Raw genomic sequence first — 23,948 nt, forward strand, 5'->3', positions numbered from 1 at the left:
GCATTATACATTATTTAGCTTTTTTTTGTCCCGACTGGTGAATTTATCTGCATTAAAATCGAGAGAAACAGTTTATGGAAATATAGCCCCTACCAATTTGTTGTTTATAAATACAATTTTCATGCTATATCGATGTAAATTTTGTGTATTTATGTGAAAAATGCTTGATGTGATAAGAACACGGCCTCTTTACTTTTCGTCTATAGTGGTGCTCCATTTGAGTGCCATACTTACTCCAATAATTATTTCAGAAAGCAAAAGTAGTTGAATTAAAAAAACAGCCATCGATATATGATTCGTATCGAATAAAGGGGCTCTCAAAAATACGGCAAAACTAAGCAGGAATCCTGAAAAGAATACAGCAGCCATAGTGCCAACCCAACCGTAACAGACGCTAATGATAATCGTAACTATGAGATTGGCTATGGCAAGTAAAATTGTAACTAAAGGAGCATGGTTTTGGGTAAGTAAAAAACTAATGACTAGTAATAATGAATATAAACTAAGCCCTTTTATGCTCAGTTTTTTGATGGAAAGGGGTAGCTGGAAATGGCTATCCCAGGTAACTAATGCACAAGAAAAAATAAGAATGGCATTTAAATTGGCTAACCACCATTGCAAAAATTGTTGATATGAGATCTCTTGATTTGGCATTGATAAAGAGTAGAAAAAAATAAGTAAAATAGTAGTTAGGCCTGTTAACATTGTTGTAAATAAAACAAATTTGCAATACATTGCCAATCGATAAAAAATCAATGTTGGGGCAAGAAAACGATATTGAAATGCTCTAAGAAGCACTGCTTGTAATGAGAAGACAGTGGCACAACCTACTGCGGTCACAAAAATAGCGCTTTCAAGAGTGTATGCAAGAAAACTACCTACCCAAATTCCTGGTAATATACTATAGCCACGTAAAAAAATGAGTGCACAAGCAGACCCGGTGGCATACCATAGTGGGGCTGGAAATGGCAATAAAGTACTTAGCTTTAAACCACTGTACTGTAGCAAAAAGGTAAAACAATTTATGATGAGTAGACGTTGTAAAACAAGTTTTTTAAATTGACTTTCTAACGAAGGAGTAGACTGAAGTTGTTGAGAGTGTTGATTTACAAGGAGCGTCATTTTGTGCCATTTATTTAAATTGCTTCGAGTCAAGAAGAGCCTCCTACAAACAAAAAAAGGTGAATGAGAAAATGGTTGACCCTAATTCTTCATTATCCAACTTAAATATCAATGACATTGATACCCTATGTTATCATTACTTAAATACTCTGTATTCTACTACGTTCGAGAAGCGCCGCTCAGATAAAAATATCTGTACAACCTATGGTGAAATTCTCCTACCGAGTATCGATAAACTATTACGAATAATCAAGTGTTCTGATGATGATGTCTTTGTTGATTATGGTTCAGGTCTTGGAAAAATTGTAATACATGTTTTTCTAAAAACCGCAGTAAAAGCCTCTTATGGCATAGAACTTTCGCCTGAATTGCACCAACAGGCTATAAATGCAGCTAAAAAGCTGCAATGTGATTTGCCTGAGTTCTATGACGGTGAGCGAAAGCTTGGATTTTTTTTAGGAGATTTTTTAGAAACTCCTGTACCCAATGCAACTATCGTTGTAATCAATGCTACTTGTTTTACACCTTCATTATTAACTAAATTAGGAAAAGTACTGGAGAATACGCCGAGTCTTCATACTGTATTATCGACGCGTCCCATTAATAGCTTACAACGCTTAACTTTTAACAAGACAGTTCGTGTTGAATGTTCATGGGATACCGCATTATGTTATATTTACGGAGGAAGGGGATAATATAACTGAAGCAACAGTTCAAAAAATATTCGTCATGACATGACGTTTGCTTTGTCATAAATGACAATAGCAAAGTTCGTGTGATATTCTTCGCCATAGTGCATTCCGTTAATTAAAATGTTGAATTAATAGTCATAATTCAGTGAGTGCATGATGATATTTGCTCAAAAATCGCCAAGTTAGACCTTTTCAGAAACTCACTGAGGGGGATGAAGTGCGAGGTGAGATGATGCACCGAATAGGAGTGTACGCGCAGGTTCGGGCACTGAAGCGACGAAGCAATTTCCCCATCAGTAGAGTTTCTGAAAAGGTCTATTGATGTAACGTGATAGTTTTAGAGAATAATTTAATGAAAAGAGTCAAATCAAGACCAGATTCTAGCCCTCATTCGGCTCAAATTGTTAATTTAAGCCATGATGGTAAAGGTGTGGCACGTATCAATGGTAAAGCTACTTTTATTCAAGGAGCACTACCTGATGAAACCGTTGAGTTTCAATATACAAGGGTAAAAAAAGATTTTGATGAGGGACGCTTGTTGTCTGTTATTAGCCCATCTCCTTTGCGAGTTACTCCTAAATGTCCTCATTATGAAATGTGTGGGGGATGTTCCTTGCAACATTTAAGTGAAAAAGAGCAAATTCATTTTAAACAGGAACAGCTTTTAGACTTATTGTCTCGCTTTGGCCACACACAGCCACAAGAAGTTTTATCACCCTTGGCTAGCAATCATTGGAATTATAGAAATAAAGCTCGTTTAAGTGTGCGCTATGTAGAGAAAAAACAGGCTTCTATGGTTGGTTTTAGAGAGCGCAATAACCCTCGCTACATTACAGAGATCACCCAGTGTCCCGTTTTAAATGCTAGATTAGATGCTGATATTATCCCTTTAAGGCAATTAATTGATGCAATGGAAGATAAACATTGTATTGCACAAATTGAAGTTGCTGCTGGTGATGAGGAAATAGGACTTATTTTTAGAAATTTAAATCCGTTAACGGCCAATGACGAATTAAAAATCAAACAATTTGCCGAGCAGTGCCGGTATAAAATATTTCTTCAACCAGCGGGTCCTGATAGTGTTTATTGTTTTTATCCTCCAGAGGCAAGTGAATATTTAACTTATAAATTATCTGACTATAATATAACTTTTCAGTTTCACCCTAATGACTTTACTCAAGTCAATGCTAACCTAAATAGGCTAATGGTTAATCGCGCACTACAATTAATGGACTTAAAAAGTTCTGATATAGTGCTAGACTTATTTTGTGGGTTGGGTAATTTTTCGCTTCCTATGGCTCAATTTTGCTCTAAAGTTGTTGGCGTTGAAGGCAGCAAAACTATGGTTGATCGGGCTTACATGAATGCTCAAGCAAATCATCTGACGAATGTTGATTTCTATGCAGCCAACTTGGATGATATAGCTGAAGTTAATAATCTAGTGAAACAATCATTCAATAAAGTATTAATAGATCCGCCTAGATCGGGCGCCTTGGAAATTGTAAAGCAAATGGACTCCCTTAACCCTGAGAGGATTGTATATGTATCCTGTAATCCAGTAACATTAGCCAGGGATGCAGATATATTAGTAAATCAAAAAGGCTATGTTTTGATAAGTGCGGGTGTTATGGATATGTTCCCTCATACGGCTCATGTTGAATCAATAGCTTTATTTGAAAAAGGATAAAATTCATGGTCAGAGTAAAAGATACCATTCCATTATCTTCCGACGGTAGTATTGATGTAGGAATGTGGCTACATCAGCTTGGATCTAAAGGCTATCTGGAAAATCTTGAGCTCATTCGTAATACCTGTACCTTAAGTCAATTAGCTGGGCTTGAACATGCAACGGAAACAGGACAAACCTGTTTACAACAAGGTTTGGCAATGGCTGATTTGCTTGCAGATCTTGAGGTTGATCAGGAAACCTTAGCCGCTGCTATCATTTTCGAAAACGTCCATTACGCCGGCTTGTCTATCGATGATGTGGAGGAGCAATTAGGCCATAATATTGCCAAGCTAGTTAAAGGAATAGAAAAAATGAGTGCCATGAATAATTTTCAGGTGCTTAATAAATATCCACAAAATAAACATCAAATCGATAATATTAGAAAGATGTTATTGGCTATGGTGGATGATGTACGGGTCGTTTTAATCAAACTTGCCGAACGTTTGTGCATTCTGAGAACGGCTGGACATTTGCCTGAGGAAACTCGCAAACAAATTGCTACTGAAGCGATGGAAATTTATGCTCCTCTTGCTAATAGGCTGGGAATTGGGGCTATTAAATGGGAAATGGAAGATTTAGCTTTTAGATATTTACATCCTGATGATTATAAAGCTATAGCAAAAGGACTTAAAGCCAAACGATTGGAAAGGGATAGTTTTGTTAACAATATAGTTGCTCAACTCAATCATAAAATTCAATCAATGGGGGCCCATCATTTTGCTGTTTATGGGCGCTCTAAACACATTCATAGTATTTACAAAAAAATGCAGCGTAAAAATGTTTCTCTTGATGAAATATATGATGCTACTGCTGTGCGAGTATTGGTTGATACAGAAGTTCAATGTTATGAAGTATTAGGAATGGTTCATAGTATGTGGAAGCAAATTCCTGTTGAATTTGATGATTATATTAATAATCCTAAACCTAATGGTTATCAATCATTACATACAGCAGTAGAAAGTCCAGAGGGTCGGGCTTTTGAGGTACAGATTAGAACATTTCATATGCATGATTTGGCGGAAATGGGGGTCGCTGCCCATTGGAAATATAAAGAAGGTCGAGTACAAGAAAAAGAAAGCCATGAACGTAAAATTGAATGGTTGCGTGATGTATTAGCTTGGCATCAAGAAATGGCCTCGAATAAAGGGGTTGCTGAGAGCATTACGACGGAGTTTCTTGAAGATAGAGTCTATGTTTTCACTCCGGATGGGGATGTAATAGATATGCAGCAAGGAGTGACTCCTCTTGATTTTGCTTATCATGTCCATAGTGATGTGGGGCATCGATGTCGTGGTGCTAAGATCAACGGGGCTATAGTGCCTTTAACCTATCAATTAAAAACTGGTGATAAGGTTGAGGTATTAACTGGTAAAGAGATTAAACCTTCTCGTGACTGGATCAACCCCCATCTTAATTATTTAAAAACTGCTAGAGCTAAGGCTAAAATTTTGCATTGGTTTAAAATGCAAGATTATGATGAGAACGTTCAAGATGGTCGCGAATTACTAGACAAGGAATTGAAATCACTAGGCATTAAGTCGGATAAATTAAATGATGTTGCTGCATCGTTGCATTTTAAGAGATTAGACGATTTATATGCTAATTTAGGTCGAGGCGACGTTAAAATAGGGCAAATAATTAATAAACTTGCGCCTCCAGAGATCTCTGAACAAAATCTATTAAAATTTGTAAAACAGCAACAAAAACAGCCAGAAGTTACGGGTAGCGATTTAAAAGTTGAGGGGGTAGGGAATCTGCTTACTTTCATGGCAAGATGTTGCCAACCGGTTCCTGGTGATGAAGTGGTGGGTTATATTACAGTTGGCCGAGGAGTTTCCATACATAGAAGAGATTGCCCCAACATTATTCATGCTAGTGAAAAACAAAAACAGCGCTTTTTGCAAGTACATTGGGGCAGTGCGACACGAGAAAATTATGTTGTGGATGTGTTAATAAAAGCCTTTGACCGAACTGAATTATTAAAGGACCTTACCTCGTTATTATCTAATGAAAAAGCCCATGTTTATTCATTACAAACGAGCAGCAACAAGCATGAAAATATGGCCTATATTAATTTAACTGTTGAAATAGATGGATTAAGTAGTCTGTCGCGTTTGCTGACGAAGTTGGAGCAAATTCCTAATGTGCTTGAAGCACGACGTGTACTTTAGCCTACGTCAAAACTCCTTTTTGAAAACTCGCCGGAATCTGCCAAATATGTCTGCTCCCCTATCGGTGTTGAGCGCAATGTCGGGCAAGTTGTTGCCCGGCCTATGTGTCGGCTACGTCATTAATAATGATCTACAAAATAAATCCAGCTACAACAATACGATGCTCACTGAGTAAAACATTATAAGTACGACATGCCGCACCAACAGACATGCACTCAATGCCTATACGATGCTGTGATAATTCACTAATTATTGCTAAAGGAGGAAATTTACCTGTATTTTTATGACCAATAATGATAAGTTCAGGATTAAATTTTAATAATAAGTCAAGATAATGAGCATCAATGTCTTCAATGTTATTAATTGATAAATCGGTAATGATTTCTTTTGGGGAAACTATTAAACTATTTTCGTAAATAATGGAGTTAATCTGAATCTTCTTATCACTGTAGGCCTGAACTGCATGACGTTCTGCTGCTTCTAAATTGATATGCATGATTTAAAAATTTCATTAAATTATAGTGGTTAACAGAGTATATCACAGAGGTAAATATAATGAGTCAATTTCCACGCATCAAACGCTTGCCCCCTTATGTATTTAACACCATAAATCAACTCAAAGTTGAAGCGAGAGCGCGTGGGGAAGATATCATTGATTTTGGAATGGGAAATCCTGATCAGCCAACACCCCCCCATATAGTAAATAAATTAATAGAGGTAGCTCAACGACCTGATACCCATCGATATTCTATGTCTAAAGGAATCCCTCGGCTGAGACGGGCTATGGCCGGTTGGTACCATCGTAATTATGACGTTCACTTAAATAGTGAAACCCAAATATTGGCAACTATTGGTTCAAAAGAAGGGTTGGCTCATTTAGCTTTGGCTATCAGTGGTCCTGGAGATACCGTCTTGGTTCCTGATCCAGCCTATCCTATTCATACCTATGGTTTTATTATTGCCGGAGCCAATGTAAAACAAGTTCCTTTAATCGATGAAACTCAGTTTTTATCTGCAGTTGAAGAGGCAATCACTCAAACCTGGCCCAAGCCTAAAGCTTTAGTCATTAATTTTCCGGCTAATCCCAGTACTCATTGCGTCGAGTATTCCTTTTTCGAAAAAGTTGTGGATTTGGCAAAACGTCATCAAATCTGGATTATCCACGATTTAGCCTATGCCGACATTGTTTTTGATGGCTATAAAGCTCCTTCTATATTGCAGGTTCCCGGGGCTATCGATGTTGCAATTGAAACTTATTCTATGTCCAAGTCCTACAATATGCCTGGTTGGCGTGTAGGTTTTGCCTGCGGTAATGAGGAATTGGTTGCTGCTCTTACTCGAATTAAATCTTATTTGGATTATGGAACATTCACTCCCATACAAGTAGCAGCCATTACCGCTTTAGAGGGTTCAGATGATTGCGTGAAAGAAATTAGAGAACTCTATGAGCGAAGACGCGATATTTTATGTGATGGATTAAATGAGATTGGTTGGACAGTAACAAAACCCAAAGCAACTATGTTTGTTTGGGCTCCCATCCCGTCCCATTATGCTTCTATGGGATCATTAGAGTTTACTAAGTATTTATTAAAAGAGGCTCAAGTTGCGGTATCTCCAGGAATCGGTTTTGGCCAGCAAGGAGATACTTATGTACGCTTTGGTCTCATAGAAAATAAAGATCGCATGCGCCAAGCACTAAGAAATCTAAAAGCATTATTCAAGCGAGACGGCTTGCTTAAGGCTATTTAGCATGGATGTAGTTATTAATTCGGATTGCAGTTTCATTCCGGAACATTCAAAACCATTGATGTCTGAGGGAACGGTCTCTCTAAACTTTTTGCAATGTCTCGGCCATGACCCGTTCGATCCTCCTTTAGCGGATATGTTAAGTCATTCTTTGCAACTGGAGGAGAAATGGTGGGTTCTAAGTCCTATCAGTTGGCAAGCGACTCATAATGATGCAATGATCGTTGCGGCGAATAAAGAATTGCATCTTAATGAGGAAACATCGAAATATTGGTTTCAACTGTATGCTGATTATTTAGCAGATGAGGATATTAAGCTTCATTATTACGATGCAGAAACTTGGCTATTGCACGTCGCCAATAGACCAATGATCAAGGCCAAGCCGGTTCACAAGTTGTTGAGCCGTTCTTTGATGCCTGAATTAGAGCAATTAGACTCCAGCATGTATTGGCAAAAATTTTTTACTGAAGGACAGATGTTTTTTGCTTCACAACCGGCTCAATCAGTGATAAATGGAGTGTGGTTGTGGGGTGGGGCTCCCTTATCTGGTAAAAGTGCAGTAACGGTTTGTGCTGATGAACAATTGATTTCTATGGCTAAAGTTTGCTCTGACAAGGTAACCCTTTATCACCCATCCGTATCACTAAAACAATATTCTATTTTATTAGTAAGCCATATGGACATCTTGAGTAAACAACATCAAGAAGAACTAAAGAAAATATCTGCTCACTGGTATTGGAATAATACTGCTTACACTAGTGGTGAGCTTAACTGGTTTACTCGTCTTTGGAGCGCCCTGACTCATGCTTATTAAACAACGTATACTACCTGCTGTATCTTTGAATTTACCTAATACTCCTGATGTATTAAAGCGTATTTATGCAGCTAGAGGTATTTCTGATGAGTCTCAGCTAGATAAGCAATTACAGACCTTGCTTCCTTTCAATACCCTCAAAGGGATTAATGAAGCGTGCGCACGATTGGAAATTGCCTTACGTGCTCAGCAGCGTATTCTCATTATTGGTGATTTTGACGCTGATGGGGCAACATCAACTGCTGTAGCCATCACCGCTTTACGAGCTATGGGGGCTCAATTTGTTGAGTATTTAGTACCTAATCGTTTTGAATTTGGATATGGTTTAACTCCAGCTATAGTCGAGGTTGCAAGTAAATGGCAACCGCACTTAATTATTACCGTTGATAATGGAATTGCTAGTTTTGATGGGGTTGAAACCGCAAATCAATTGGGAATAGACGTATTGATTACGGATCATCATTTGCCGGCAGAAACAGTACCTAATGCCTGTGCTATCGTGAATCCCAATCAGCAAGACTGTCCATTTTCTAGTAAATCTATAGCAGGCGTTGGTGTTATTTTTTATGTAATGCTTGCTTTGCGCAGGCATCTTAGCAACAACGATTGGTTTGAGGAGATGGATATACCCGAACCTAATATGGCTAGTTTTCTTGATTTGGTTGCGTTAGGGACGGTCGCAGATGTCGTGGGCCTGGATCAAAATAATAGGATTCTAGTCAATCAAGGCATGGCGAGAATACGTCAAGGTTTATGTCGTGAGGGTATTAAAGCACTGATTGAAATATCAGGTAAAGAGTGTTCTCGTTTAAGAGAATCTGATCTTGGATTTGCTGTAGCCCCGCGATTAAATGCAGCAGGGCGATTAGATGACATGGCTTTAGGAATAGAATGTCTTATTAGTACAGACAAGCAACAAGCAAGAAACTACAGTAAGCAGCTCGATGAGTTAAATCAAGAACGAAAACAAATCGAAACAGAAATGAAAGAACAAGCGATGCATGCCTTAGATAAGCTGCATATTAATGTAGATTATAAAAATGATCACTTACCCATCGCACTTTGTCTTTATGATAAAACTTGGCACCAGGGCGTCATTGGTATTTTAGCCGGAAGGATGAAAGAGCGATATCATAGACCAGTTATTGCATTTGCTTTAGTCAATGGCCATGAGTTGAAGGGATCCGCTCGTTCTGTCCCTGATTTAAATATCAGAGATGTATTAGCTGCAGTAGATAAAGATTATCCTGGATTAATTACAAAGTTTGGCGGCCATGCCATGGCTGCAGGTTTAAGTATTGATATTAAATCGCTTGATGATTTTCGTAATGCCTTTGTTGCTGAAGTGAATAAGCATTTGGAGTTATCGCAATGTGAGGGGGAAATTCTGACGGATGGTCCACTGCAACCGGAGGAGTTTAATTTGGAAACTGCTCAGCTTCTTCAACAGGCCGGCCCCTGGGGACAACAATTTGCCGAACCTGTTTTTGATAATGTTTTTGAAATACTGGATCAACGGCTTGTTGGTCAAAATCATCTGAAAATGACCTTAGTTTCCTCCAAAGGAGGAGAACAAGTTGATGCAATTGCATTTAACATTGATTTAAAAGCATGGCCCAATCATAGAGCTAAATACATCCATGCGGCTTATAAGTTAGATATTAATTTCTTCCAAGGTAGAACTCGGTTGCAATTATTGATTCAAGCGATGAATGTTATTAATCCGTAATAAGTTTTGGGAATTGTAGCCTGGATGAAACGAAGTAAAACCTGGACTGCTTCCACTCAGGCTATGAAATATCACAGGACATAAGAAACGTATATTTTTGTACATACGCTAGGTATATAGGGTATAATAGTTGCATTAGTGTTAGTTTTAATACCATTGTGTCTCATTCATTACTATCAAAATTATCTATTGCTCCAATGATTGATTGGACCTATGTGCATTTTCGTGTCTTTATGCGATATCTTGCTCCTAATGCATTACTCTATACTGAAATGCAAACAACGGGAGCAATAGCAAACAATCCGGGGCGTGCATTATTTTTTCATCATGTTGAGCATCCATTGGCAATTCAATTAGGTGGCTCGGATCCTAATGCTTTGGCTGAATGTGCCCAAGTCGCAGAGCAGGCTGGATATGATGAAGTAAATCTCAATCTGGGTTGTCCTAGTGATAAAGTTCAAGCGGGGCGTTTCGGGGCTTGTCTGATGAACGAACCAGAACAGGTTGTCCAATGCATCAAAGCGATAAAAAAAGCCGTCTCTATTCCTGTTACTGCTAAAACAAGAATAGGTATAGACCATCAGGATAGTTTTGAGTTTTTTAGTGCCTTTGCTCATCGTTTAGTGGATGCTGGGAGCGACAAGCTTATTATTCATGCGCGTAAAGCTTGGTTAAATGGCTTAAATCCTAAACAAAATAGGACTATTCCACCGGTAAACTATGAGTTCGTTTATAAGTTGAAGCAACAAATGCCTCATATACCAATGGTTATTAATGGCAATATTTTAAATAACGAAGAAATTCATTATCACTTAAATTATGTGGATGGTGTAATGGTGGGGCGGTTGGCATGTGATAATCCCTATAAAATTGCTGAAATTAATAAGGCTCTTTATCCTGATTCTACCACGCTAACACGTAGTCAATTATGGTTACGATATAAAGAATATTTATTAGATGAATATCTGAATAAAGGGGTATCACTGAGCCTATTAGTTAAACCTATGTTTAATTTAGTTCATGGTTTACCGGGCGCAAGTCAGTGGAAAAAAAAGCTAATGCTTATTGTTCAGACAAAAAATATTGCTTTATTTGATGAGTTAAGCTCATATTTATTCGATTTAGAATCAAAAGCTACTCGTGATGACTCGCTTTTGCCTGCGTCACTTGTATGATAAATCATTCAAACCTAAGGTATTCGTGGCATTTTACCTTGAATTCGAGTACATTAATGAGTTTGTTATTTGGAACCTCCAGAGGAATATCTAGGCCATGCTGAATACGTTGATTAAAAAGATGTTTGGAAGCCGGAATGAGCGTACATTGCGGCGTATGGAAAAGGCGGTAATGGCCGTCAATGCATTTGAACCTCAAATGCAAGCGTTAACAGACGCCGAATTGGCAGCAAAAACCGAACATTTTAAAGCACGTTTTGCTCAGGGTGAAAGTCTTGATGAATTGCTTGCTGAAGCCTTTGCAACAGTAAGAGAAGCATCTATACGCACTTTAGGCTTACGTCATTTTGATGTGCAATTGATTGGCGGTATGGTATTGCATGAAGGTAATATCGCTGAAATGCGCACAGGGGAAGGTAAAACATTAGTAGCTACTTTACCTGCTTACCTTAATGCCATTAGTGGCCGGGGTGTCCATATAGTAACAGTGAATGATTATCTTGCGAAACGAGATAGCCAATGGATGAAACCTGTTTTTGAGTTTTTAGGATTGACCGTAGGCGTTATTTTTCCTGATATGCCTCATGCTGAGAAAAAAGCCGCTTATAGTGCTGACATAGTGTATGGAACAAATAATGAATATGGATTTGATTATTTGCGCGACAATATGGCATTTAGTCCTGAAGACAAAGTACAAAGAGAGCTTAATTTTGCCGTAGTCGATGAAGTCGATTCTATTTTAATCGACGAAGCACGTACGCCATTAATTATTTCTGGAGCAGCTGAGGACAGTTCCGAATTGTATATCAAGATCAACAAACTAATTCCTCAATTGACGAAACAAGAAGAAGAGGGTGGTGAAGGTGACTATACAATTGATGAGAAGCAAAAGCAGGCTCATTTAACTGATGCTGGTCATGCGCATATTGAGGAGTTGCTTACTGAAGCTAAACTTCTGGATCCGGGCGAGAGTTTATATCACGCCAGTAATATTATGCTAATGCATCATGTTAACGCAGCACTGAAAGCACATGCTATGTTCCATCGTGATATTGACTATATCGTTAAAGACAATCAAGTGGTCATAGTCGATGAGCATACCGGTCGTACTATGCCTGGTAGACGTTGGTCTGAAGGTTTACACCAAGCGGTTGAAGCTAAAGAAGGGGTAAGCATTCAAAATGAAAACCAAACTCTAGCATCAATAACATTCCAGAATTTTTTCAGAATGTATAATAAATTATCTGGAATGACCGGAACTGCTGATACAGAAGCTTATGAGTTCCAACAAATTTATAATTTAGAAGTGGTCGTTATACCAACTAATAAACCAATGATGAGAAAAGATGAGGCTGATTTGGTTTATTTGAGTCAGGCGGATAAATACCAGGCTATCATCCAAGATATTCGTGAATGTAGTGAACGTAAACAACCGGTACTCGTTGGTACAGCATCTATTGAAGCATCGGAATTCTTAAGTCAGCTACTGAAGAAAGAGAACATCAAGCATCAGGTGCTTAATGCCAAATTCCATGAGAAAGAAGCACAAATTATTGCTGAGGCAGGGCGTCCTGGTTCAGTAACTATTGCAACTAATATGGCAGGAAGGGGAACAGATATTGTTCTAGGTGGTAGCTTAGCCGCAGATTTGGCTCAATTAGCTGAGACTGCAACTGATGCCGAAAAAGAAGCAGTAAAACAAACATGGCAAAAACGTCATGATGAAGTATTAAATGCTGGTGGCTTAAGAATTATTGGTTCTGAGCGACATGAGTCTCGTCGTATTGATAATCAGTTACGCGGTCGAGCTGGTCGTCAAGGTGATGCAGGAAGCAGCCGTTTCTATTTATCTCTTGAAGATAACCTAATGCGCATTTTTGCATCAGAGCGAGTAGCTTCTATGATGAAGCGTCTAGGGATGAAACCTGGAGAGCCTATCGAGCATACTCTGGTTACTAAAGCCATTGAAAATGCCCAGAGAAAGCTCGAAGGCTATCACTTCGACGTCAGAAAGCAGTTGTTGGATTATGATAATGTCGCTAATGATCAACGACAGGTTATTTATACTCAACGTGCCTCAATTATGGGAATGTCGGATACAGAAGAGGCAGTTACCATGATGAGAGAGGAAGTAATAAACAACTTAGTTGACACTTATATTCCTCCACAAAGTCTAGAAGATCAATGGGATGCTAAAGCATTAAGTGATGTTTTACATGATGAATTTAAAATTAATGCACCTGTGCCAGAATGGATTGATGCAGATCATCATATTCAGCCTGAGCAGATCAAAGAAAAGATCCTCGCTTTAGCATTTGAACTTTATGATGAAAAAGTAAGAAGAGCAGGAAGACCGGTACTGTCTCAATTTGAAAAGTCAGTTATTTTACAAACTTTGGATAGTCAATGGCGTGAGCATTTAGCTTCTATGGATCAATTACGCCAAGGCATTCACTTGCGAGGATATGCACAGAAAGATCCAAAACAAGAGTATAAAAAAGAAGCATTTACTTTATTTACCATGATGTTGGATAACTTAAAGTATGATGTTATTAAACTGTTGATGTCTGTGGAGGTTCAAACTGAAGAAGATGCTAATGCCGTGGAAGAACAACGACGTGCAGAGCAAATTCATAAGATGAGTTTAAATCATGAAGATCCATATGGTGCGAATGACCAACAGCAAGAGCACACGACCTATAAGCGTCATGAAAAAAAAATAGGTCGTAATGATCCATGCCCTTGTGGTTCTGGCAAAAAATATAAATCCTGTCATGGAAGTCTTTCATGAAAGTAGCTGTTGCTATTATTACTGATAATCAACAGCGCATTCTGATTACCCAGCGTCCCTCTCATGTTCCTCATGGGGGATACTGGGAGTTTCCTGGTGGCAAACTTGAAGCTAATGAGCTGGCTGAGCATGCTTTAATTAGGGAAATTAAAGAAGAGGTGGGTATTGAAATACATCGATACCAGTTTCTTGGTCAAATTAATCATCAGTATCCTAACAAATTAGTGCAATTACTTATTTTTCATGTAACTCAATTTTCTGGTGAGCCTACTTGCCTTGAAGGACAGCTCAATATGAAATGGGTAGAAAAAAACAATTTAAATCCTGACGATTTTCCCGAAGCGAATCAGAAAGTTTTTGACTTAATCCCCAGACTAGAGCTGATTGAGATTGATTAATCTGGGTGAAAGAGAAATATAATTGCTTCTATGTGAGTGATTTTTCTGAGATGAATTGTGGCGAGGATATTGGATTGGGTAATTTGTTGCCCGACCAACAAGTTAAGAAAGCCGCTGTCATCCATAGGAGCTTGCGACGAGGGGGTTCTTGAGTATGGCATAATGCGTTTTGTAGAAGATTCTTTGCTATGAAGGGGCTTTCACTTATAATGGTAACGAACATTGAGCGAGTATCTTTTAAAGACTCTTTATTGATTGAAATGTGAGTAATTTAAATGGATTTTGCATGTAAACGACCCGTGTATTATCTCGTCTTAATATTCACTTTGATACATTCTGTTATAGCAATAAGTTCTTCTAGTCCTTGTGGCGCTCATGATGATCTGCTTTTATTTATTGATAGACCAACTATTGAAGATAATGTTTGTGTAGCTCCTTACAAAGCGATTGTATTAGAAACAGGCTATCAATATCAGAAATTATTAAATCAAGGAACTGAGCAAAATCTTCCGGAGGCTTTATTACGCATTGGGCTTGCTAATCGGTTTGAATTTAGTGTTTTAATGCCTAATTATATCCATCAAACTATTTTTCCACACCATGGTCTTAGTGCAACTTCATTAGGTATTAAGCATGAAATTGCTACAGGGGAAAAGTGGGTTACATCTATGGAAGGATTTGTCATTCTTCCTTCTGGCAGCGCAGCTTTTGGTAGTCGCAAAACAGGGGCAACAGTTAATAGTCTTTTTGGTTATAATCTAACAGCAGAGTTTAATCTATCTGGTATGCTAGGTGTCAGCTCACAATCACAACCTATTGACTCTGGTGGACATAGTTATTGGACTGTCAATCCTGATCTTGTCTTATCTTGGTCCACAAACAAAATAAGCTTATTTGCAGAAATTTATGGTCAGAGCAAAACAGGACCACATGAAGGGAGTGGCTTTAATTCTGATGCAGGAATACTCTATTTGATTAGAAAAAATATAGCGATTGATTTAGAGGTGGGGCATAGAATTAGCGGCACATTGGGGGGCTTTGATCGTTATATTGGCACAGGAATAAGCATTCAATTTGCTTAATATTCAGGTTAAGAGCAGAGAGCATTTGAAGCATGAAAATATTATTGATTTTTATTTATCACATCGTCGTAATCCCACTTTTTGAAGAAATTCATGCAACAAAATCATAGCGATTAATAAGGAATTTAAATGGAATTACAAATTGAAAAGGAGTTTTCATGAAGGAACAAATAGTACTTGCAGAAGAATATACGAGTAAAAAAGAAAAATTAATTGAAATTTTAGCGATGTGGATGCAAACCATACAAAAATATAAAGAAGAACATAATAGAAAAAATGAAACTTTGATTTATGCTTGGACCGAAACATTTAAGGCCATGATGACCCACTTAAAATCGGAGCGTAATAAGACCGATTGTTTTCTCATTTTAGATAATGATGGGGAATTACAAGGTATTGCATTTGGTGTGAAATTACGGCGTGGGAATATATCAGATACAATACAAGGTATCTTAAAAAGCTCTTACCATGTATTGGCTATGTTGACTGCTCCGTGGAATATTGTTGGTCGTGCTTTCACTCCTAAATCAGAAGAAGCTAATCAGCCTTTTACCGATAAATATAAAAAAATCGGCACTCGATTAATTAGATTGATTGCTAATCACGCTGCGCGAAAGGATGTGGTACAACTCGTCGCTGAACCAACACCAATGTTTGATGTTGATGGCTTTTTCCGCGCAACGCTATTTGCTCAGTCCTATGTACAAATAGGTTTAGCTTATGAGCTATCCCAATCCAAATTTGAAGAAGTTAATACGTTAATAGTGGAAGAAGAGCCTTGTACTAAGGTCTTTGGTGCTTCCTCTAATGCTATAGTGATAGAGGACTATCTTCCGCTCTTTACAGACATAGACAATACTCTGAGTTTTAATCGTTAAGTCACGTTTTTATTCGAGCAGGGCGATCAATGGGGAAGAAGTAGTAGCTTGGTTGCTTGGTTGCAAGCCACTAGGCTACGCATGCTTTGCACGACTTTATAATAAAGCAGCCAGAGATATAGGACTGGTTCTATGTTAGTGATTTTTGGATAGGAGTTACGGTGAAGATATTTTGTCGGGTGACCTTGGCCTACGTTAACTGAAGTTGTTACTCATGCAGGTAATAAGATTATGTGGACGAGTTTATATTCTTTATAAATCGATACATTAGAAATGTGCCAATAATGAAAAAGTAAATTCCAACAAGCCATACTCCGAGCAATGGATCAAGAAGAAATCCAATAAACACAATCGCTAAGATAATTGATTGAATAAGTATTGTTATTACACTTGCTGAAATGCTTCTCATGTTTAATTATCCTTATCACTTAAATCCAACGGGCGAATATTTAGTGGTGTCAACTTAATGATGTGTAGCCCGGGTTAGACCACATTCGCATATTACCCTGCACTAACATGAGCTAAGCTATAAAAGCCTAAGTTGTCGCCATTAGACGAATTCTCTTATATAAATTATTTATGATCAATTAGCTTCCTGATTCAGCCTGCACTAAAGGTCGTTTTTCTTGAATAATCAAGGCCCAAGCTAATGATACAACAATAACCATGGAGCTAATAATTAATAGCGCCACAGGTTTGATCGAGCCGTTAAAAGAATAGCTTCCTATACCGACAATACCCGCAACAATGGTGTGGCGAAGAGCATTGCTCATTCCTGTTGCAATGCCACGCATTTCAGGGTAGACGTTTGCCGATTCTGTGCCGTAGATAGGTGCTGCTAGTGTGATTCCAGCTGAAAATATGATCATGGCCGCACAAATTAAAAGTGGTTGCGGTTCAGTGGACGCAGCAAGCATTAAGAACATGGCCCCTATAGATGCGGTGATTAGCCCGATAATTTTTGTTTTTTCTGTGCCCAAGTAACCAATGATCCAAATGCTGAGAAAAGAAAACACCGCAAAAGCAGCTGGTGCAGACGCTTGATAAAATCCATAGCTTGTTTTCGATACACCAAGGTAGTCAATAAATATTAATGAGAGATTGGATATAAAAACAACAAAGCCTGAAAATGATAAATAGCAGATGAAGGATGAGGCCATAAAACGAAAACTGGTCAAAACAATGCCATAATTTTTGGTTATTGTAATTAAAGAAAATAATGTGCGATTTTTAGGTGGTAGCGTTTCAGGAATAAACCATAAACTCCCAAGAAGAGAGCAGGTTGCTAAAACGGCAATTAGAAAGAAATTCGCCTGCCATCCGAAATAGATATTTAAGTAGGAACCAATAACAGGCGCTGTAGCCATTACCCCTGTAATAAAAAGATTAAGGCCTCCACATAACTGAGCTACTCTTTGCGGCTCGTATTGCTCTAAAATCATAGCAAAAGAAATGACCATAGGTGCGGCAGCTCCTATGCCTTGAATGAATCGACAGAAAAGAAATAAGTTAAAGTTATTAGCAAGAAGACAACACCAACTAGCAAGGGTAAAGACCACTAAGCCTAATTGTAATGTTCTTTTCCTTCCAAATGAGTCTGATAAAGGCCCAAACAGCAGGCTTCCCAAGCAAATCCCCATAAAGTTAAGGCTCAATGTTTTTTGAATTGCCTCAGCTGTGGTTGAGAAAAAAAGTTTCATATCCGGAAAAGCTGGAACATAAATATCTGTTTCCATACAGATTGTTGAGTACATTAAGGCTATCATTGCTAAAAGAGCGAAGGACTGAGTTTTTTTCATGATGGTAACCATAGCCTGCGTCTATGTAATTAGTGGCAATTCTACTTGAAAAGATGGACGATACTCAATCACATTATTTATTTTAAAGTACTTTTGTAAAAATCTACGTTTTGCCTTTGTTCTTAGTCAAAATCGATAAACAGGGGGGAATGATCTGATACCTCAGCGGACATCACCGCAAATTGGTTAACAATAATTTCTGGAGAGGTAAGTATATAATCAGCAAATTGTTCTTCTTTCGAATAAAAGCGCGTCCGAGTTGAGCGTATTTTATAATCTTTAATAAGGTTTTTCATATCGCGCTCTAATATGCTCATGCTTTGTGTTTCTGGCCTTAAATTAAAATCTCCGCATAATATTTTGGGTGTATTAATTGTGTCCATAAACTGACGAATTCGGTTGGATTGGTCAATTCGTTCGGGCGTATCTTTTTTCCCTTGGCCATTCCAGAGGCCATGGACATTAAGAATAGAATAAATCTTATTATTTAATTCACATTCAATCCATTGTAAATTTCTGTCATGATTTAGGCCTATGCCTGGATAATGTCGTCTCCGATGGATATTAATCTCGCCTTCACCAATAATATCAATGTTATTTTTTATTAACATTCCTATACCATAAACATTTTCAACCGCGGCTTTAAAAATAGCGTGGTGTTCTGGAAGTAGTTTTTGTAAATCGGTGAAAATATTAAGGCTTAGCTCTCTGTCTTTATCTTTATTGGCTATGGTTCTGTGGGCATTATGATAGACTTCTTGAAGACAAAAGATATCTACGTCTCTATTGGCATGAATAAATTTTAATAGGGGATTTCTAAGATGGCCGCCCCATATATTTAAGGTAATTAGTTTCATTTATAAGCGATTCTATTTATATCTGACAAAAAGCAATTTCCATATTAATAATTTTATCACATACCTCGTGGGCCGTAGCTAATTCATATAATCTAATCGTTACACTATGGTGCCCTAGTTGTAATTTTGGAGTAATGCCCATAGTCTTGTCCATTTTTAATAAGATAAGGTGATTCACCGATTTTGGGGAAATGCTGTGTTGATAAAATCCATTATAAGTCGTAATTGGTATATATTGAGTTGATTCGCGTAAAAGGGATAAATAAATTGTTACTGTTTGTTCTAAATCCATTAAGCACTTCATCCATTGAGTGATAGTTTTTTGTCTCATCAGCGGAGCTGAATCAAACCATAATACTAAATGAGGCGAGTTAAACTCACATTCTTTGGTATTTGGATGGTGAATTTGTCTTAAGGTTTTTAAAAACTCATCATCATGTATTGAATTACCAAATCCTCCTGGCGTGTGATTGAGTGCGTGAATTTGAGTCATTAGACTATCTAGCAGAGCTTTATTTTCTATAAGATTACTTTTTTTTAAAACATGTTCTATGCGAATTAATTCTTTTAGAAATCGGCTTTTTAGCTCAGGCTTTTCTATAACATCAATCATTTCAATAATATGCTTTAAAGCAAAACGATGAATTAATTCATGTGATTCATGACATGCTTGATTAATTGTTTTAAATAAAAATTCCAAGCGTAGAGCAATTCGTGACAAAAAATGAGTGGCTAGTTGAAAAATAATTGTATCTTCATACATAAAATCTGGCCGTCCCTAACATACTTTGATTTCTAGCACTCAATCTTTTTAAGTATAAAAGTTATAAACTGGGGCTTAAGGGTAACATAAAAGATATTGAAAACAAAAGATATCTTTATCTTTTAGTCAACTGACTATGGTGTCAGTACGTAATTTATTTTGATCTGCTCTCATTAAGATATTTATGATGTAGTTTTTCTAGATTATGTCGTAAAGCATCCAGTCCTGAGTCATTAGTGATCACATCATCTGCAATTTTTAAACGAGAATTATCATCTGGTTGAGTTGATAGGATGGCTAAAGCTTGTGCATCAGAGCATTGATCACGTTCCATGACGCGTGCTATTTGCATATTTTGGGGTGCGATAATTGCTACTATTTTATTGAGATAAGGGTAGTTTTCTTTTTTCAGTAATAATGGAATCTCAACAACGCAATAAGCGGTGGTACATGAACTAACTAGATATTCTATTTGAGTGCGAATTAGTGGGTGTAATAAATTTTCTAACCATTGGCGTTCATTAGGCTGAGAAAAAATAATCTCCCTAAGACGTTTTCGGTTGAGCTCTCCATTGTCTAATAGAACATCGGAACCATAATGTTCAAAGATTTGTTTATAAGCAGGTGTATTTTTTACAGTTAATTCTTTGGATATCTGATCTGCATTGATAACCTGAATACCAAAACTTGAAAAAAGTTTGGCGGCGGTAGTTTTTCCACTGGCTATATTACCAGTTAATCCAACAGCAAATACCATTACATTTGTTCCCTTGCATTAAGATTGACGCAAGTAACCAAATTAATGTAACAAGTATCAGGAACCACACTTTTTTCCTTACAATAAGCTTGTGCAGCCAAAGCCGCATCATCACGATGTCTATAAAAATTACTTTGCCAAGGTTCGGCGGTTTGATCTAATGCGGTGCATCGCCATTCTGGTTTTATACTCATTCCTTGATTAAATTCTTCGCAATCCTCTTTTGAGGCTTTACATGATGCAGGGGTTTGACTTCCTTTTTTGCATTCTGCAAAGGCAATATTGAGCGCCATTTTTTGGTATATATTTCGTGCAGTCCACTGTTGGTTAGCATTGTCATGAGTGGTACATTGCCAAAAGTTAATTTTTTCTGCTATAGGCGCAGAAAATCCTTGAATGCATGCAAGCATCAATAATAATCCATAGTATTTAATATGATGATTCATTTCTACTCCCTTTTAACAGGTCAATTAATTTTTCAATGGATAACGCTTTTGAAAAATACCAACCCTGCAAATATCGTACTTCTTTCATTGCTAGATAATTAACTTGTTCTTCTGTTTCAACACCTTCTGCAATGATAATTAAATTCAAGCGCTTAGCCATATTAATAATGACATCATTTAACGATTCTGTAATTGCTTTTGTTCCTATAGCCTGTACAAATAACTTATCAATTTTTAAATAGTTGAAAGGAAAATGGTGTAGATAACTAATACTAGCATGTCCCGTGCCATAATCATCGACTGCTAATGAAAATCCTGATTGACGTAATTGGCGCATCTTATTAAAAAATATTTTGTTGTTTTTATCCAATAAATCGCGCTCGGTGATTTCAAGAATAATTTGAGTCGGGGATATGGCATATTGTTTCATTAACACAGCAAATTGTTCAAAAAACATAGTATCAATAAAGTGGCAGGCTGAAATATTAAAACCAAGATGAAATGAGGGATTTTTCTTTAGGATAGTTCGTGTTTCAATAAAGGATTGCTCTATAATTTGCAAGGTAATCGGCACTATTAAGCCATTAGTTTCGGCCTCTACGATAAAAAAGTCTGGCATTATCACTTTGTCTTCGTTTCCGTCATTATTCTCATTACTTTGCCATCGTAATAGAACTTCAACACCAGAATATTGGTTCGCCTCTCGATCAAAGAGCGGCTGATAGGCAGGGTAAAATTCTTTATTCTTAATTGCCAACTTCATTGAGCCTACTAATGAGTAACGTTTAGAGAGTAGAGCATGCATGATGAAATAGAGGAAACCTGAAATAATAAAAATAATCAAACTAACGACTATTTCTCTATATCCTAAATTATTAAACATGGTCTCTTCGTTAACAAAAACAACAAGGCTGACTCCATCGACACTATATAATTTATTGAACGCAAACATTGCCCATGGGTTTGAGAGTGGGATGGCATCACGATCATAGTCAATGAACCAGATTGATTTGCCATCTTCACGTTCTATTTTAAAAATATTATTTTTTTGACGATAATCATAGAGCGCTATAATGCTTGGGGTCTTTTCTGTAGGCGTAATGGTATTTTTAAATATTGATGCAAGGACTAGGACACCGACATAATAATTACCTATTTTTTGTTGAAGCAAATAAACCGGTTGGTCAAATATGGGTAGGGTGAAGGGCCCTAAAATGGTTCTTGCTTTATTATGAGATAAAGTTAATCCCTGAGTATCTTCTATAGTTGAACAGAGTAGTTTGTTCTTATCGCTTACTAGGATGCCAGCAATACGGGGAAAATTGAGGGTGATATGTTCTAAATGAGGGTATAGTCCTTCGTTACATTGAGAAATATTTTTTTCATATACCGGAAGGGTATAGACCTCCTGAAAAAGATCTTCAATCAGTCTATCCATATCATTCCCTAACTGTTTCGCTGTATCCGAAATGTCTTTGTATGATTTTTCTAGACTGACCTGCCAATTAATATAGAGAGCGAGCAAAAGCAGGAGGAACGTAACCAGCATCCAAAAAAAAGTAAACCGTTTATAAATTATTCTCGAGATTTTTTGAAATAGTTTGTCCATTTTTTTGCGCTTTAGTATAAGCTGCATTTATAGAGTTTAGTGTTATTTCTGCTAATTTCCCAATAGTTTCTTTATCTGTATTCAGGGGCGGAAGCCAATATAAGGTTCTGCCTATAGGTCTTATCAATGCTCCATATTTTAGAGCTTGTTGATATACTTCATTTCCTATTCGGTAATTGCCTATGGGCATCAAGTCAGCTGCAACCAGGGCACCAATACCACGCACATTGTGCAACTTACCTGTGGCCTCAGCAACCTGTGTTAACCATTTGAACATGTTATCTCCTAACTGTTGGGCTTGGCTGATAATTTGTTCCTCATGCATCGTTTTAATGGTTGCTAGGGCCGCGCTAACAGCTAAGGGGTTACCACTATACGTATGAGAGTGTAAAAATGAGTTGCCTTTTTGATAGTCATCATAGAACAAGTCAAAAATAGTATTATCCACCATGACACAACTTAAGGGGATAGAACCGGAAGTCATGCCTTTGGATAGACAGATCAGGTCGGGTGTTATATGGGCATGATCGCAGGCAAGCCATTGTCCTGTGCGTCCCAAGCCCGTCATTATTTCATCAGCAATCAGGTAGATATCTTTAGATTTGGCCCAGGAAGAGAGCTTTTGTAAGAAATCAGCACTGTAGCATAGCATGCCCCCAGCCCCTTGAATGATGGGCTCCAGTATAAGCGCGCAAACGTGCTCGCTGACTTCATCTAGTTGCTTGACTACAGTGTCCCAATAATGGTCAGAACACGTCCATAGAGGATCATCAACACCACTCACATAAGGAATATTATCGATAAAGTAACAAGGAATACTAAAAATTTCGTAAGGTTTTTTATAGACTCCTAAGTCGCTTACCCCCATTGTCCCTAATGTTTCACCATGATACCCATTTTTTAGTGCGATAAATTGGTTTTTGTTTTTATAGCCTTTCAATTGAGCTGCATGCATGCTCAGTTTCATGGCAATTTCAACAGCACTTGCACCATCACTAGCAAAAAAAACATGTTGCTTTTTAGTGATATGAGTTAATTGCTCGGCTAATTCAACCATATTAGGATGTGTTGTATTGGCACCAATGACGTGCTCAAACGATTTTAATTGTTTTTCAATAGCAGAAATAACTGCAGGATGGCCATGTCCTAAAGATTTGCACCACCAACTCGAAATGGCATCAATTAAGGGGCCTCGATCAGTATATAAATAACTTCCTTGGGCACGATCAATCACTAAGGGTGGACAGGCCTCAAAGTCTTTCATTTGGGAGCATGGATGCCAAACATGTTTTAAGTCTCTTGCTATTAATTGTTCTACGTTGACCATTTATTTAAAATTTGGTTGACAAGTTTGTGCGCCACTTTATCATGTCCAACATCATGAATAAAA

The 23,948-nt window shown here is 37.6% G+C and carries 20 protein-coding genes; 11 read left to right on the top strand and 9 right to left on the bottom strand.

Features of this window, described 5'->3' with window-relative positions; all coding sequences use genetic code 11:
* Positions 1 to 189 precede the first annotated feature (189 nt).
* Positions 190 to 1,155, bottom strand: a complete 966-nt coding sequence (locus LFA_RS06265) for an MASE1 domain-containing protein (RefSeq protein WP_045095427.1) — start codon at positions 1,153 to 1,155, stop codon at positions 190 to 192.
* Between the two features lie 38 nt (positions 1,156 to 1,193).
* Between LFA_RS06265 and LFA_RS18790 the strand changes: the two genes are divergently transcribed.
* The 3 genes from LFA_RS18790 to relA all read left to right on the top strand — a co-directional run bounded on the left by LFA_RS18790 (position 1,194) and on the right by relA (position 5,714).
* The gene (locus LFA_RS18790; protein ID WP_052673872.1) at positions 1,194 to 1,817 is read left to right on the top strand and encodes a class I SAM-dependent methyltransferase; all 624 of its coding nucleotides are present in this window, start codon (positions 1,194 to 1,196) and stop codon (positions 1,815 to 1,817) included.
* A gap of 349 nt (positions 1,818 to 2,166) precedes the next feature.
* Positions 2,167 to 3,501: a 23S rRNA (uracil(1939)-C(5))-methyltransferase RlmD gene (rlmD, locus tag LFA_RS06275; protein ID WP_045095428.1), complete on the top strand. Its 1,335-nt coding sequence runs from the start codon at positions 2,167 to 2,169 to the stop codon at positions 3,499 to 3,501.
* Between the two features lie 5 nt (positions 3,502 to 3,506).
* Positions 3,507 to 5,714, top strand: a complete 2,208-nt coding sequence (gene relA, locus LFA_RS06280) for a GTP diphosphokinase (protein ID WP_045095429.1) — start codon at positions 3,507 to 3,509, stop codon at positions 5,712 to 5,714.
* Positions 5,715 to 5,844: 130 nt separating this feature from the next.
* Here relA and LFA_RS06285 read toward each other — a convergent pair whose 3' ends face one another.
* The gene (locus tag LFA_RS06285; protein ID WP_045095430.1) at positions 5,845 to 6,210 is read right to left on the bottom strand and encodes an Mth938-like domain-containing protein; all 366 of its coding nucleotides are present in this window, start codon (positions 6,208 to 6,210) and stop codon (positions 5,845 to 5,847) included.
* Between the two features lie 59 nt (positions 6,211 to 6,269).
* On the opposite strand from LFA_RS06285, the gene alaC reads away from it, so the two are divergent.
* The 8 genes from alaC (at position 6,270) to LFA_RS06325 (ending at position 16,327) form a co-directional block, all read left to right on the top strand.
* The gene (alaC, locus tag LFA_RS06290) at positions 6,270 to 7,463 is read left to right on the top strand and encodes an alanine transaminase (RefSeq protein ID WP_045095431.1); all 1,194 of its coding nucleotides are present in this window, start codon (positions 6,270 to 6,272) and stop codon (positions 7,461 to 7,463) included.
* Between the two features lies 1 nt (position 7,464).
* On the top strand, positions 7,465 to 8,274 hold the full coding sequence (locus LFA_RS06295) for a hypothetical protein (RefSeq protein ID WP_045095432.1): 810 nt from the start codon (positions 7,465 to 7,467) through the stop codon (positions 8,272 to 8,274).
* Entirely contained in the window at positions 8,264 to 10,003 is a 1,740-nt protein-coding gene (gene recJ / locus LFA_RS06300; protein WP_045095433.1) for a single-stranded-DNA-specific exonuclease RecJ, read from the top strand. The genes LFA_RS06295 and recJ overlap by 11 nt, the downstream gene beginning before the upstream one ends.
* A gap of 158 nt (positions 10,004 to 10,161) precedes the next feature.
* Positions 10,162 to 11,178, top strand: coding sequence for a tRNA dihydrouridine(20/20a) synthase DusA (dusA, locus tag LFA_RS06305; protein WP_084602125.1), 1,017 nt, complete (start codon positions 10,162 to 10,164; stop codon positions 11,176 to 11,178).
* Between the two features lie 97 nt (positions 11,179 to 11,275).
* Positions 11,276 to 13,969: a preprotein translocase subunit SecA gene (secA, locus tag LFA_RS06310; RefSeq protein WP_045095434.1), complete on the top strand. Its 2,694-nt coding sequence runs from the start codon at positions 11,276 to 11,278 to the stop codon at positions 13,967 to 13,969.
* Positions 13,966 to 14,367, top strand: a complete 402-nt coding sequence (gene mutT / locus LFA_RS06315) for an 8-oxo-dGTP diphosphatase MutT (protein ID WP_045095435.1) — start codon at positions 13,966 to 13,968, stop codon at positions 14,365 to 14,367. The genes secA and mutT overlap by 4 nt, the downstream gene beginning before the upstream one ends.
* Before the next feature lie 275 nt (positions 14,368 to 14,642).
* Positions 14,643 to 15,449 carry a transporter gene (locus LFA_RS06320; RefSeq protein WP_052673873.1) on the top strand — a complete coding sequence of 269 codons (807 nt, stop codon included), beginning with the start codon at positions 14,643 to 14,645 and terminating at the stop codon, positions 15,447 to 15,449.
* Positions 15,450 to 15,607: 158 nt separating this feature from the next.
* Complete coding sequence (locus LFA_RS06325; protein WP_045095436.1) at positions 15,608 to 16,327, top strand: hypothetical protein; 720 nt, start codon at positions 15,608 to 15,610, stop codon at positions 16,325 to 16,327.
* Between the two features lie 587 nt (positions 16,328 to 16,914).
* Here the strand turns inward: LFA_RS06325 and LFA_RS06335 are convergent.
* The 7 genes from LFA_RS06335 to bioA form a co-directional block, all read right to left on the bottom strand.
* Positions 16,915 to 18,126, bottom strand: a complete 1,212-nt coding sequence (locus LFA_RS06335; RefSeq protein WP_045095438.1) for a multidrug effflux MFS transporter — start codon at positions 18,124 to 18,126, stop codon at positions 16,915 to 16,917.
* A 122-nt stretch (positions 18,127 to 18,248) separates the two neighbouring features.
* Positions 18,249 to 18,983 carry an endonuclease/exonuclease/phosphatase family protein gene (locus LFA_RS06340; protein WP_045095439.1) on the bottom strand — a complete coding sequence of 245 codons (735 nt, stop codon included), beginning with the start codon at positions 18,981 to 18,983 and terminating at the stop codon, positions 18,249 to 18,251.
* Between the two features lie 16 nt (positions 18,984 to 18,999).
* On the bottom strand, positions 19,000 to 19,746 hold the full coding sequence (gene zapD, locus LFA_RS06345; RefSeq protein WP_045095440.1) for a cell division protein ZapD: 747 nt from the start codon (positions 19,744 to 19,746) through the stop codon (positions 19,000 to 19,002).
* Positions 19,747 to 19,900: 154 nt separating this feature from the next.
* Positions 19,901 to 20,503 (bottom strand): dephospho-CoA kinase, encoded by a 603-nt coding sequence (gene coaE / locus LFA_RS06350; RefSeq protein ID WP_045095441.1) that lies wholly within the window; start codon positions 20,501 to 20,503, stop codon positions 19,901 to 19,903.
* Positions 20,503 to 20,949, bottom strand: coding sequence for a hypothetical protein (locus tag LFA_RS06355; protein ID WP_045095442.1), 447 nt, complete (start codon positions 20,947 to 20,949; stop codon positions 20,503 to 20,505). The genes coaE and LFA_RS06355 overlap by 1 nt, the downstream gene beginning before the upstream one ends.
* Entirely contained in the window at positions 20,933 to 22,558 is a 1,626-nt protein-coding gene (locus tag LFA_RS06360; protein ID WP_045095443.1) for an EAL domain-containing protein, read from the bottom strand. The genes LFA_RS06355 and LFA_RS06360 overlap by 17 nt, the downstream gene beginning before the upstream one ends.
* Positions 22,518 to 23,885, bottom strand: a complete 1,368-nt coding sequence (gene bioA / locus LFA_RS06365) for an adenosylmethionine--8-amino-7-oxononanoate transaminase (protein WP_045095444.1) — start codon at positions 23,883 to 23,885, stop codon at positions 22,518 to 22,520. Before bioA ends, LFA_RS06360 begins: the two co-directional genes overlap by 41 nt.
* Between the last annotated feature and the right edge of the window lie 63 nt (positions 23,886 to 23,948).

The organism is Legionella fallonii LLAP-10, from assembly GCF_000953135.1.
Classification (GTDB): Bacteria; Pseudomonadota; Gammaproteobacteria; order Legionellales; family Legionellaceae; genus Legionella; species Legionella fallonii.

Bases quoted from the DNA above. Each gene is read 5' to 3' on its own strand.
- LFA_RS06320 (WP_052673873.1), top strand. From the start codon at position 14,643: ATGGATTTTGCATGTAAACGACCCGTGTATTATCTCGTCTTAATATTC.
- recJ (WP_045095433.1), top strand. From the start codon at position 8,264: ATGCTTATTAAACAACGTATACTACCTGCTGTATCTTTGAATTTACCT.
- LFA_RS06295 (WP_045095432.1), top strand. From the start codon at position 7,465: ATGGATGTAGTTATTAATTCGGATTGCAGTTTCATTCCGGAACATTCA.
- LFA_RS06335 (WP_045095438.1), bottom strand. From the start codon at position 18,126: ATGAAAAAAACTCAGTCCTTCGCTCTTTTAGCAATGATAGCCTTAATG.
- LFA_RS06355 (WP_045095442.1), bottom strand. From the start codon at position 20,949: ATGAATCATCATATTAAATACTATGGATTATTATTGATGCTTGCATGC.
- LFA_RS06325 (WP_045095436.1), top strand. From the start codon at position 15,608: ATGAAGGAACAAATAGTACTTGCAGAAGAATATACGAGTAAAAAAGAA.
- mutT (WP_045095435.1), top strand. From the start codon at position 13,966: ATGAAAGTAGCTGTTGCTATTATTACTGATAATCAACAGCGCATTCTG.
- rlmD (WP_045095428.1), top strand. From the start codon at position 2,167: ATGAAAAGAGTCAAATCAAGACCAGATTCTAGCCCTCATTCGGCTCAA.
- bioA (WP_045095444.1), bottom strand. From the start codon at position 23,885: ATGGTCAACGTAGAACAATTAATAGCAAGAGACTTAAAACATGTTTGG.
- zapD (WP_045095440.1), bottom strand. From the start codon at position 19,746: ATGTATGAAGATACAATTATTTTTCAACTAGCCACTCATTTTTTGTCA.
- LFA_RS06340 (WP_045095439.1), bottom strand. From the start codon at position 18,983: ATGAAACTAATTACCTTAAATATATGGGGCGGCCATCTTAGAAATCCC.
- coaE (WP_045095441.1), bottom strand. From the start codon at position 20,503: ATGGTATTTGCTGTTGGATTAACTGGTAATATAGCCAGTGGAAAAACT.
- relA (WP_045095429.1), top strand. From the start codon at position 3,507: ATGGTCAGAGTAAAAGATACCATTCCATTATCTTCCGACGGTAGTATT.
- secA (WP_045095434.1), top strand. From the start codon at position 11,276: ATGCTGAATACGTTGATTAAAAAGATGTTTGGAAGCCGGAATGAGCGT.
- LFA_RS06360 (WP_045095443.1), bottom strand. From the start codon at position 22,558: ATGGACAAACTATTTCAAAAAATCTCGAGAATAATTTATAAACGGTTT.
- LFA_RS18790 (WP_052673872.1), top strand. From the start codon at position 1,194: ATGGTTGACCCTAATTCTTCATTATCCAACTTAAATATCAATGACATT.
- alaC (WP_045095431.1), top strand. From the start codon at position 6,270: ATGAGTCAATTTCCACGCATCAAACGCTTGCCCCCTTATGTATTTAAC.
- LFA_RS06285 (WP_045095430.1), bottom strand. From the start codon at position 6,210: ATGCATATCAATTTAGAAGCAGCAGAACGTCATGCAGTTCAGGCCTAC.